Source organism: Pseudohongiella nitratireducens, from assembly GCF_001642735.1.
In the GTDB taxonomy this organism is placed as follows: domain Bacteria; phylum Pseudomonadota; class Gammaproteobacteria; order Pseudomonadales; family Pseudohongiellaceae; genus Pseudohongiella; species Pseudohongiella nitratireducens.
In genome coordinates this window covers 222,126-234,134 of the sequence record NZ_LWHM01000021.1, presented here as the reverse complement: position 1 = coordinate 234,134, position 12,009 = coordinate 222,126, and the positions used below count along the sequence as shown (strand labels likewise).

At 50.6% G+C, this 12,009-nt stretch carries 11 protein-coding genes; 7 read left to right on the top strand and 4 right to left on the bottom strand.

All coding sequences use genetic code 11. From position 1 onward, the window contains the following. On the bottom strand, window positions 1-398 hold a 398-nt coding region (locus PSCS_RS08530; RefSeq protein ID WP_198544289.1), incomplete at its 3' end, for a transposase. A gap of 499 nt (window positions 399-897) precedes the next feature. On the opposite strand from PSCS_RS08530, the gene PSCS_RS08525 reads away from it, so the two are divergent. Then, the gene (locus PSCS_RS08525; RefSeq protein ID WP_229694579.1) at window positions 898-1,329 is read left to right on the top strand and encodes a DUF4399 domain-containing protein; all 432 of its coding nucleotides are present in this window, start codon (window positions 898-900) and stop codon (window positions 1,327-1,329) included. 11 nt (window positions 1,330-1,340) lie between these two features. Here the strand turns inward: PSCS_RS08525 and PSCS_RS08520 are convergent, their stop codons facing one another. After that, window positions 1,341-4,601: an EAL domain-containing protein gene (locus tag PSCS_RS08520; RefSeq protein WP_068811682.1), complete on the bottom strand. Its 3,261-nt coding sequence runs from the start codon at window positions 4,599-4,601 to the stop codon at window positions 1,341-1,343. Window positions 4,602-4,705: 104 nt separating this feature from the next. On the opposite strand from PSCS_RS08520, the gene yrfG reads away from it, so the two are divergent. From yrfG to gshA, 3 genes are all read left to right on the top strand, one after another. Then, complete coding sequence (gene yrfG, locus PSCS_RS08515; protein ID WP_068811681.1) at window positions 4,706-5,365, top strand: GMP/IMP nucleotidase; 660 nt, start codon at window positions 4,706-4,708, stop codon at window positions 5,363-5,365. Window positions 5,366-5,379: 14 nt separating this feature from the next. Then, entirely contained in the window at window positions 5,380-5,799 is a 420-nt protein-coding gene (locus PSCS_RS08510) for an RNA-binding S4 domain-containing protein (protein WP_229694580.1), read from the top strand. 178 nt (window positions 5,800-5,977) lie between these two features. Further along, a complete protein-coding gene (gshA, locus tag PSCS_RS08505; RefSeq protein ID WP_082866466.1) occupies window positions 5,978-7,564 on the top strand; it encodes a glutamate--cysteine ligase in 1,587 nt (528 codons plus the stop codon). A 38-nt stretch (window positions 7,565-7,602) separates the two neighbouring features. Here the strand turns inward: gshA and PSCS_RS08500 are convergent, their stop codons facing one another. Then, window positions 7,603-8,133: a disulfide bond formation protein B gene (locus PSCS_RS08500; RefSeq protein WP_229694581.1), complete on the bottom strand. Its 531-nt coding sequence runs from the start codon at window positions 8,131-8,133 to the stop codon at window positions 7,603-7,605. A 31-nt stretch (window positions 8,134-8,164) separates the two neighbouring features. Then, window positions 8,165-9,637 (bottom strand): mechanosensitive ion channel family protein, encoded by a 1,473-nt coding sequence (locus tag PSCS_RS08495; protein WP_082866463.1) that lies wholly within the window; start codon window positions 9,635-9,637, stop codon window positions 8,165-8,167. Between the two features lie 99 nt (window positions 9,638-9,736). On the opposite strand from PSCS_RS08495, the gene PSCS_RS08490 reads away from it, so the two are divergent. The 3 genes from PSCS_RS08490 (at window position 9,737) to trxA (ending at window position 11,781) form a co-directional block, all read left to right on the top strand. After that, entirely contained in the window at window positions 9,737-10,231 is a 495-nt protein-coding gene (locus PSCS_RS08490; protein WP_082866462.1) for a flagellar basal body-associated FliL family protein, read from the top strand. A 53-nt stretch (window positions 10,232-10,284) separates the two neighbouring features. Next, entirely contained in the window at window positions 10,285-11,313 is a 1,029-nt protein-coding gene (hemB, locus tag PSCS_RS08485; RefSeq protein WP_267890012.1) for a porphobilinogen synthase, read from the top strand. A gap of 141 nt (window positions 11,314-11,454) precedes the next feature. Beyond that, window positions 11,455-11,781 (top strand): thioredoxin TrxA, encoded by a 327-nt coding sequence (gene trxA / locus PSCS_RS08480; RefSeq protein ID WP_068811678.1) that lies wholly within the window; start codon window positions 11,455-11,457, stop codon window positions 11,779-11,781. Window positions 11,782-12,009 lie beyond the last annotated feature (228 nt).

Sequence of the window (12,009 nt, the reverse complement as noted above, 5' to 3'; positions counted from 1 at the left end):
ACCAGCACTTGCAATGCATTGTCCATCTCGCCCGTCGAGACGCCTTTCAGATACAGCCACGGCAGAGCAGCCTCCAGCGAACGCGTCTTGCGCACATACGGCGGTACCAGCGCTGAGCGAAAGGTGACCGGTTTACCATCTTTGGCGCGAATCTTCGGCACCTTGACGGTCACAGGCCCGATCCCCGTCTGAATGTCGCGCTCCGGCTGGTAGCCATTGCGCACAACTGCGGCACGGCCATCTTCCAGTCGTCGTTCTGTGAATTGTTGTAAATACTCTGACAACTCGGCTTCTACGGCCTGTTGAATCAAATCTCGGGCACCTTGACGAAGTAATTGTGTCAACGGATCGGCATTCTTCTCTCGACCTGCAAACCCAACAACGTTACTCTTGTCCATAGCGGCGTATTCCTCGTGTTGATTGACTTGTTTGGCGACAACAAATCAACCAGATACGTCGCTTCTTTTCAACCTCTCTGAACACCAGATTCAGTTATAACTCTTACTGCCAATGCCAAAGACTTACGCTTGCCTAGATAGACATTTCGCATTGTCTCACGCTCCTATAGCTTTGTTTTATATGATTTTTATTGTTTAGCAATATTGCTGCATTTGTCATTGCCCCTATCCCTTTGATTTATCTGGAATAAGCAACAAAGACTGGTCAGAACAACACCACTGATAAAGCTACTACGTGGAATCACGAGCGACATGAACCGCTCTTGACCGACATCAGCTGCAATGCTGATCGAGCGATCGTTACACAATTTATTGCAACCTGTAACATCTTGTGCGACAGAACAACGTTTAGGGTCGACAAACCCCTTGTCGACCTGCATGATAACCATGCAAATTATTAACGAACTTCCCAACATTAAGCATTTCAGGAGTTTGAAAGATGAAGATGTTACGCCAGACAGCTATCGCTGCAGGTTTAGTATTTGCCTCATTACCACTGGCAACGACGCTGCATGCCCAACAGAGTGAATCAACAGAAAACGCAGCCGTGTATATCGTGTCACCGCAAGATGGTGATACGGTTGATCAGACATTCACCGTGGTATTTGGCTTGAATGAAATGGGCGTAGCGCCTGCTGGCATCGAAATGCCTGAAACAGGACACCATCACCTGTTAATCGACAAAGATGGCATGCCAGCCATGAACCAGCCTCTGGGCGGCGATGTCATGCATTTTGGCAAAGGACAGACTCAGGTGGAATTATCGCTGGAGCCAGGTGAGCATACCTTGCAACTCATACTTGGTGACCACTTGCATATCCCTCACAACCCACCTGTGGTTTCAGAAAAAATTACAGTAACGGTAGAATAAACACCGGCCTGCTACATGACCCCGCGTCGATGCAGCTCCAGCAGTTGCACCGGCGCGGGACGACTGAAAAGAAAGCCCTGGTACAGTGTACATCCCTGAGAATTCAGGTAATCCCGCTGCGCTACCGTTTCCACCCCTTCGGCCATCACCTCCAGCCCAAGTGTGTGCGCCATATCGATAATCGCCCTGACGATTGCGGCATCTTTCTGGCTGTCGTTGAGCTGACGCACAAACGACTGGTCAATCTTTAACTGATCCAGCGGCAGCTCACTAAGATAGTTCAGTGAAGAATAGCCGGTCCCGAAGTCATCAATAGCGAAACGAACACCAAGCTTGTTCAGCAGCAAAATATTACGCCTGGCGACTTCCAGATCATATATCAGCGTGGTCTCGGTGAACTCCAGCATCAGCCGGGTGGCATCAATTTGCTGTTCTGAAATGCTTTTTTCGAGATTTTCTACAAAGCCATCATGGTAGAACTGCTCAACGCATAAATTTATGCTCAACTTAAGGTGATTTAACCCAGGCTGCGATTGCCAGGTTTTAAGCTGAGAGAGTCCCATCTGCACAACCTGGTCCCCCAGCTCAACCATCAGGCCAGACTCTTCTGCCAGGGAGATGAAGTCCGCTGGCGGAATCAGACCTTTGTCCTTGTGCATCCACCTCACCAGTGCCTCTGCCCCTACAACTTCCCCTTTAATATCGTGCTGGGTCTGGTAATAAAGTTCAAACTCCTTCGCCTCAAGAGCAGAACGCATTTCTGACACCATTTTCGCCCGCTCATCAACGGCGGACTGCAAAGACGGATCAAAGAAACTCGCCGTATTCCGGCCTGAATTTTTAGCCTGATACAGTGCAATCTCGACATGCTTTAATAATTCATGAGAGTCGGTGTCAGTCTCGCTATTAAACACAGTCACTCCCAGACTGCAGGAGGAATAATATGACTGCCCCTTGATCTGATAATTAACAGAGACCGCTTCCAGAATCCTGTCTGTCATGACTTGCACCTGACTGCCTGCCGCCTCTCGATCTGCATCAAGTTTGGTCAACACAGCAATGAACTCATCTCCTCCGTAGCGAAACAGTTTGCCCTGACCAACAACCAGAGGGGATACCCGCTCGGTCACCTGCAGCAATAACTCATCGCCACTGGCATGGCCCATGGTGTCATTAATGGTCTTGAAATGATCCAGATCGATCATAATCAGTGCGGCAGAAACCGTATGCTGATCCAGGGCCAATTGCAGATCATTCAGATAAGCATACATGCGGTCCCGGTTAGGGAGACTGGTCAATGTGTCATAATAGGAAAGCAGGCTTATGCGTTCCTGAGCCTGTTTTATGTCACTGATATCAATATAGCCAGCAACATAGTGAGTAATCCCCCCTTCCTCATTCTTAACCGCTGAAATAGTGACCGATTGCGGATAGACCTCTCCATTCTTGCGACGATTCCAGATTTCTCCCTGCCAGCTGCCTTGCTCCTTAATGCGTTCCCACATCACTTTGAAGAAAGCCTCATCATGCTCACTGGAAGCAAACACGGCCGGGGTCTTGCCTTGCAGCTCTGCTTGCTTAAATCCGGTTGTCGCTTCAAACGAAGCATTGACGCGCAAAATGTGCTGATTGGCATCGGTAATCACCATACCTTCCTGGGTTGAAAATGCTGACGCTGCGATACGCAGCTCCTCATCACGCTCCAGTTGTTTGGTCACATCATCGACCAGGGTAATGTAAAGCCCTTCTTCCGGCACAGGTACTTTCTGGGCAGTGACAAACCAGGTCGCTTCTCCCTGACGGCTGATGGGTACATTTTCCCAGACCATATTGCTGACATCACCACTATCCATGCCGGCCTGGACCATATTCCGCATGCACTCCCGTGTTTCCGGGTCATCAAAAACCACTCCCCAGAAGTCACTTTTATCCATCAAAGATGCCCGGCTGGTTCGGAAAAACCGGGCAAAATTCTCGTTCATGTATTCAAATTCCAGGCCATCAACCTCCCGGCTGATCGCCACACCGGAAGGCATATAATCAAGCGCTGCACGAAGAACACGCTGGCTGCGGGCCAACTCCCGCCTGGCCATAGCTGCCGAAGTGATATCCCGGGACAAAACCAGACAACGCTCTTCACGATGCGCCCCGGAAAGCAGGCTGCCACTTAATTCGAAGAATTTCTCTTTACCGTCAATGCTAAGTTGATAGCTGCGACCCGTCGTATAACCGTTTTGGAAAATATCCTGAATAGCCAACGCCACTACGTCAGAAACAGCAGGCGGTAAGATATCCTGATACCGCTTTCCAAGAAAAGCAGCAGGTGGCATCATTAACTTGGAGCGCGCGTGATCTGAGTAATAGGACAGAATATCACCGGCTCGATTCACCTCGAAAATCATGTCCGGTATAGCATCAATAATCGCCTGCAATCTTTTGGTTAGCTGATCCAGCTGCAAGTATGGCGCTTTAATACCGGTGGCCACCAATGCCTGATAAATAAATGCAAACCCGATAAGTTCATAAACTTCCCCCAGCAATCCTGATGCCACGTGACCTTGTGGTGTCCCGTAATAGACTTCACTCATTGCCAGCAAAGCGGCTGCCACGAACAGATGAAGAAGGTCTATCCGCTCATCCTTGCGCGCCTTTTGGAACCAGCGCCAGGCGCTGAACAATAAAGCAGGCAGGATTAAGTGGCTTAAATCAAAAGGGAAAGGAAGCCAGACCGGCTCAAATCGCAGTAAAGGCAACAACGCGATATCAGAGCCAACCAACAGCAGAAAGACCACTGACAGGAAAACCAGTGCGCCACCCCAGATCAACATTTTCACACCAGATCCAAGCGGCGCGCGTGTCGGCATAAGAGCGCTGCCAAGCAAGGCAAAACCGGTACAAAAACGGGACAAAAACCAGAAATTCTCAGCCTGTTGTTCAGCCGTATCGGCTGTCACACCAAGCAGGCCGGCATGGGAAAGCAGGTGCCCCATATCCAGAACTGCTATCACCGCAAAAAAACTGCCCATTATCAACAGCCTGGCATCGCGGCGACCCGTCAGCGTATGCCAGACCAGAATGGCAATCATGGCCGTTATGACAATGCCAACCAGGTCCAAAATGCCGTGAGCTGTTTCCTCAACCCCCAGCAATGCCCCACCAGCTGCACCCGATACAAACAGTATCGGCACTGCCAGAGTGACTAATAAAGCAAAACACAGCAGCACACAGGCTGCCCGGAAACTACGGTTGTAAAAGGCTTTTCGGTCGTGCAATTTAGGCTCCGATCAACTATACAGAGATCGCGTCTGTCTCTATCATGAACATGATAAGTTCAATGTCCGCTTTTTGCTATTAAAACACTGGGACCAAATCAGGCATGATTGACTGGCAAGAGATTGATACAGTGCTGTTCGATATGGACGGTACGTTGCTCGACCTGCATTTTGATAACTTCTTCTGGGAGACCCTGGTACCAAAAACCTGGGGAGAACAGAACGGTATGAACCTGGATCAGGCCTGGCAACAGCTGCAGCAACACTACAATTCCATCCACGGCACCCTGAACTGGTATTGTATTGATTACTGGACGCAGCAACTGCAACTGAACATCCAGGAACTGAAAGATTCTGTAGCGGACAAAATCAGCATGCGCCCTAACGTCATACCATTGCTGACAACGCTTAAACAGCAAGGCATTCAACGAGTTCTGGTAACTAATGCGCACCCTGGCAGCCTGACCCTGAAGATGGAGCGTACCCAACTGGATCAGCACCTTGATTTCATAATCAGCTCCCATGAACTGGGCAAAGCGAAGGAAAATGACGGTTTCTGGGAAGCCCTGCACGGGCGCTCACCTTATCAGCCAGAACGTACCCTGCTGATTGATGACAACCTGTCCGTTCTGGCGTGCGCAGAACAGTCCGGTATTCGGCACCTGCTGGCAATTACGCAGCCTGACAGTCAGCGCCCCGCGCTTGCGCCAGGTAAATACCGACAGGTTGAGAATTTCTCTCAATTACTAACGTCGACGACTTAGACAGAATTTCAGCGATGACCAAAAAGCAAAACAGTCAGAAAACCGAACAGGCCTCGATGACCAAAGTCCGATTGGATAAATGGTTGTGGGCAGCACGGTTTTACAAAACCCGCGCACTGGCAAAAGCCGCGATAGATGGCGGCAAGGTGTCGGTTGATGGGCAAAAAGCCAAACCCAGCAAAGAAATCACCACAGGTAATCGGGTAACCGCCAGGCAAGGCTGGGATGATAAAACAGTCGTGGTCCTGGCATTATCGGAGCAGCGTCGGTCGGCCGATATAGCAAGCCAGCTCTATGAGGAAACAGCCGAAAGTATTCAGACCAGGAATGAACGCACCGAGCAGCGCAAAGCTAATGTACTGCATTCCCTGCACGAAAAGCCCAACAAAAAAGAGCGTCGGCAGCGTCAGGCCATGAAAGGTAAATTACTTTGACCCGTGACAAACCCTGCTCCTGTCACAGTAGCCAGACAGCTGTCAGAGTTTGGTATTCAGTTGCCACAAACTTTGGCATAATGCCTGGCAACCCAGCTTTGTAGCAGAAGGTGCGGGGCTCTTACCTCATTGCAAGAGTCAAACAAACAGCCGCTATGCCGTTTACAGAGGCAATATTTTGTCCGATACATTGAAATCAGCGCTGGAGCGCTTTTCGCTTTCAGCCTTCCCCAAACAATGGGCCCTTATCCAGCGCGGTATTGAAAAAGAAAGCCTCCGTGTTAGCGCCAACGGTCGCCTTTCTCAATTGCCGCATCCGCAAGCACTGGGCTCTGCGCTGACCCACCCGTACATTACTACGGATTATTCGGAAGCCTTGCTGGAACTGATTACCCCGGTTTCCAATGATATTGATGAGTCTCTCAGCTTCCTGCAGTCTTTGCACAATTATGTGTATGACCACTTGCCGGAGGGTGAAAGACTATGGGTTGCCAGTATGCCCTGTCTGCTGGAAAGCGAATCCGAGATTCCGCTGGCACAATATGGCACTTCCAATATGGGGCGCCTGAAAACCCTCTACCGCGAAGGGCTGGGGCATCGCTACGGTCGTCTTATGCAGACCATCTCCGGCATACATTACAACTTTTCCATGCCTGATACGTTTTGGCAGGAAATGTATGAAGAGAGTCAAGGTTTTAACTCTCTGCAGGATTTCCGCACCCACAAATACCTGCACCTGATCCGGAATTTTCACCGCTATTCCTGGCTGCTGGTTTACCTTTTTGGCGCTTCACCGGCTGTATGCAGCTGTTTTACACGTGGCCGCCCTCATCAACTGGAAGCATTTGATACGCGCACCCTTTATCTGCCTTATGCAACCTGTTTACGCATGGGTGACCTGGGGTATCGTAGCGACGCGCAAGGATCCATATTTGTCTGCTACAACGATCTGGATAATTATATCGACAGCCTTTACCAGGCCATGTCGACGCCTTACCAGCCCTATCAGGAAATTGATCAGGGAGCGGCCAAAGGCGAATATCGGCAGATCAACAGCAATTTACTGCAGCTGGAAAACGAGTTCTATGCCACCATCCGGCCCAAGCGGGTTGGCAGCGACGGACGACGTCCCCTGCAACTGCTGAAAGCCGAAGGCATACAGTACATCGAAGTGCGTGCACTGGACTTAAATCCTTATCTGCCTCTTGGCCTTGACGCCACCCAGATACAGTTTCTGGATAGTTTCTTATTGTTCTGTCTGTTGGCAGACAGCCCGGCTTGTAACCAGGATGAACATCAGCAGATTGAAAGAAACCTGTCCAGGACGGTTAACCGCGGCCGCGAACCTGGCCTGACACTGGCAGACGGGACAAAAACCAGAACACTGAAAGAATGGGCAGAGGATTTGCTGGAACAGATTAACGACAGCGCAATTTTGCTGGACAGCGCCGCTGAACAGCCAGACCTTCACCAGCAAGCCGTTACAGCACAGCTGGCAAAAGTTATCGATCCCGAACTCACTCCCTCGGCTCAAGTTCTTGCCGACATGCGAGCTAAGCAGCAGTCATTCGGCGAATTTGCCAAACAGCGCTCCAACCAAACACTCGACACACTCCGAGGCAAAAGCAATGGTGACGAGCAGTGGCAGCAGGATTTCAAACAGGCCAGCGAGCAGTCACTGGCAGACCAGCGCAAGGCGGAAGCCGCGGACAAACTGTCCTTTGACGACTTCCTGCGCGAATGGAATGATTACTCGCTGGACTAGCGAGCTGCTTACACTAACGGCCCTGAATCACCAGCCCATCAGCTTGCCGCTGGGCTGGGTTCCTGTCGAAAAGCCTGAAACAGGCACAGTGAAAACAGTCCAACAAAGCCAATCAGAGCCAGCTCAGGAATAGACAGCAGCCCCAGAAAGCGCCAATGCACTTCTGCACAGTTACCATCGCCTTTGAGCAGAAAGCTTAATGTATCCATCAGGGGAAAGTTATCCAGCATGTAGCTGAACCCCGGACCACAGGCAGGCACCTGGTCTTCAGGCAGATAAGTCAGCCAGATCTGGCGAACAGCAAAGTAGCCACCCACCACACACAGAGCGGCGGCCGCCATACCGTAACGCCGACGCCCAGTCGCTGATGGATTATGTATCGCCGCTGCCAGGCAGACCAGCCCCGTCAGCACCACAAAAACCCGTTGCGTGATACACAAGCCGCAAGGCTCAAGCAGCATGACATGCTCCATGTATAGCACGATGCCGATGATCGCCACTGATGCCAGGAATATCAGCAGATTAAGTGTTCGGGACTTTGGCATCATTGCCAGGAGCTTTTCAGTCATTGCGTTTTCCTTACGATGGAATGCGTACTCATTAATTATCGCCCGATTCAGACCCGGAGTCGTCCTCTTCTCGTTCATCCGATTGCGTTTTTTTCTGCCTCACCGAGCTTTTCTTTACCGTCTTTTGTTTAGTTTTCTTTTCTTGTTCTTTCTCTTGCTCTTGCTCTGTCTCATCTTCAGTATCCGCTTCTGCACGTCCCTCATCAGCAGCCGAATCATCCAGAACCGACTCATCCGGAACTTTGCGGCGTTCGTCCTGTTGCTCGGCCAGTGATGTGAAGGACATTCGCATATCTTTACCACTAGGTACCTGGAATACGGAAAGCCCGAACTCAGGAAGAATGGAGAGCAAATGATCGAACAGATCTGATTGAATACCCTCATAATCAACCCATGCTGTTGTATCAGTAAAGCAATACACTTCCAGGGGCAGCCCTTCTGGCCCCGGACTCAGTTGGCGAACCATTAATGTCATATCTTTCCGCAGCTTGGGGTGTGCCTTGAGATAATTAACAACATAAGCCCGCAACGTACCTATATTGGTGATACGACGGGTATTGGCCGGCAACTCGCCAGCGTCCTTTAATTCGGCATTCCAGTCATCAATCTCTTTTTGCTTGTCTTTCAGGTAATCAGTTAATAAAGAGAAGCGGGTCAAATGCTCTTTCTGCTCGTTGCTGAGAAAATTAACGGTATTCTGATCCAGATATATAGATCGCTTAATGCGCCGGCCGCCCGCGTCCTTCATGCCACGCCAGTTCTTGAAAGAATCTGACAGGAACAGCTTGGTAGGGATGGTAGTGATCGTTTTATCCCAGTTCTGCACTTTTACGGTATGCAGCGCGATATCGATGACATCGCCATCCGCGTTCAGTTTGGGCATTTCAATCCAGTCACCCAATCGGATCAGGTCGTTGGAAGAAATCTGGATACTGGCAACCAGTGAGAGCAAAGTATCCTGAAATACCAACATCAAAACGGCAGCAAGAGCACCCAAACCAGACAGCAGAATCAGAGGGGAGCGATCCAGCAATGTGGCGATCATCAACAATGCCGCGATCAGATAGATCACGATCTTTACGATTTGCAGATAACCCTTGATGGGGCGGACATCGTCGGCCCCTGAGCGGCGCGAATATATATCATTACCCAGATCAAGCAGACCTGACAAGGCAAGCGCCAGTGTCAACACAATGAAGGTATTAGCCACATTGAGCACAACCGTAACGGCAGCTTCGGGCATATCGGGAATCAGTCTGACACCAAAAGTAATGACCAGTGCGGGTATCACATTAGCCAGACGGCGAATGAATGCCCGCCCCTGCAACATCCCCGGCCGGGTCAGCTTGGAATCGATCAGCTTGTCGATGCCACGGACCAGTATGCGTTTGGTGATGAAATTCGCTACCCAGGATGCAAGCAGCACAATGACAATGGCGTACAGGGTATAAATCCAGTCATGCGCATCCATCCACTCTATTAACTCAGGCGGTAATTCTGGCATTGCTTCCCCTAAGACATTTAAATAAGGCATTTGAAATAATGAAGAGCATGCTACCAAAAAGCGCTTCAGATTTGCCAGATATCGCCGACATACTTCGATATGATTACTTTCACGGCATTTATGGCCTCATTACTGCGCTTACTTTCCCACCGGAACAAACCAGTACTGGTGCCCTTTGTATTGCTTATCGCGGCACTTGCCGCGACATCACCTGATGCCTGGTCGGCCGCATCTGCGCCTGCCCCCCCCAGCAATGTCACTGCATCCGGTGAAGTATACATTCAGCTTGGCCCCAGTTTTGTGACCAACTACGACGGTGCTGGCCGACTCAAATACCTCAAGGCAGACGTCAATGTCCGAGTGCACCAAAGCTCAGAGGACACCTTGCGCGAGCACATGCCGTACCTGCGCAATCAACTGGTTGTTCTGTTCTCTCAGCAGTTGGAAGAGGATCTGACGTCGATTGCAGGCAAGGAATTGTTGCGGGAACAGGCGTTGCAAACTGTGAAAACAGGGCTGGCCCACCTTGAATCACAGGAACTCGCCGACCAGGTCAGTGATCTGTTCTTCACCGCATTTGTCGTCCAGCGCTAGCCCTGTGGTATATTGATACGTTACAAACGTAGCGATTCCAAAGGTCCATCACCGTGAGCCAGCAATCTGTAGCAAACAGCCCAAACCGCCAATTCCCCTTCGCCCGGATGCGCCGCATGCGCCGGGACCCCTTCAGTCGTCGCTTGATGCGTGAAACACGACTCACGACGGATGACCTGATTTACCCGGTTTTCATTGTCGAGGGTGAAGGCGAGCGCCAGGAAATACCATCAATGCCTGATATCTACCGACTCAGCATAGACGAGTTGGTAGAGGAAGCAAAGGAACTGGTGGAGCTCGGCATACCTGCCATCGCCTTGTTTCCCTCCCCCAACCCGGACACCAAATCACTGGATGGCCAGGAAGCCTGGAACCCGGAAGGCCTGGTTCAACGAGCCGTCAGAGCCTTGAAAGCAGCACAACCCGAACTCGGGCTGATTACAGATGTTGCCCTCGACCCTTATACAACACACGGTCAGGACGGCATCATAGATGATGATGGCTATGTACTGAACGATGAAACAGTTGCGGCCCTGGTCCAGCAAGCATTGTCACACGCTGAAGCTGGCGCCGACGTCGTCGCCCCTTCTGACATGATGGATGGCAGAATTGCTGCTATTCGCGAAGCGCTGGAAGAAGAAAGACACATCCATACCCGCATCCTGGCTTACTCTGCCAAGTATGCATCCAGTTATTATGGCCCCTTCCGTGATGCGGTTGGTTCCTCCGGCAGCCTTGGCAAAGCGGATAAAAACACCTACCAGATGGATGTCGCCAACAGCGATGAAGCACTGCATGAAGTGGGCATCGATCTGGATGAAGGCGCTGACATGATCATGGTGAAGCCCGGCATGCCCTATCTGGATATCGTTCGGCGGGTCAAAGACGAGTTTGGCGCCCCCACCATGGTCTACCAGGTCAGCGGCGAATACGCGATGCATATGGCTGCCGTGAAAAATGGCTGGCTCGATGAAAATGCCGTTGCCATGGAGTCATTGCTTTGTATTAAACGGGCCGGTGCTGACGCCATCCTGACTTATTTTGCTAAAAAAGTAGCCAGGTTGCTGCAACAAAGCACTTGAAACCAGAATTTTAGGCCTTATGATAGATTACAACCGTTGCTGATCAGACAAGGATTGGCAACAGATCAACACCCGAATTGTTATTAAGCCGCTCGAGCGTTGCGCCTGAAGCTTAGAATGACACAACGTAAGGAACTCGATATGAGCGACAAAATCGTTCACACCACTGACTCCGGTTTTGAACAAGACGTATTACAAGCTGACAGCCCCGTTCTGGTAGATTTTTGGGCAGAGTGGTGCGGTCCCTGTAAAATGATTGCTCCCGTTCTGGACGAGTTGGCAGACGAGTACGACGAGCGCCTGAAAATCTGCAAACTGAACATTGATGCCAATCCGGAAACGGCACCACGATATGGTGTTCGGGGCATTCCAACGCTGATCGTTTTCAAGAACGGTCAAGTCGCTGGCACAAAGGTTGGCGCCTTGTCTAAATCGCAGCTCGCTGCCTTTATCGACAGCGTTATCTGATCTGAACCGATAACTTGGCCTGACAGAGATCGCATTTTCTTTGTCAGGCCAAAAAAGAGCGGACTTTTTGGCAAATAGTAGTAGACAGCGCTTCATTTAGTCTTTATATTCAGCCTCATCCCCGCGAGAGCGGTACGGATTCCAGTCTCTTACCTGACTGACACTTAGCCTGAATCCTTATTAGCATTTAACCCGAATCTTTTTAGCAACCGGCATTCGCCAGTCCGT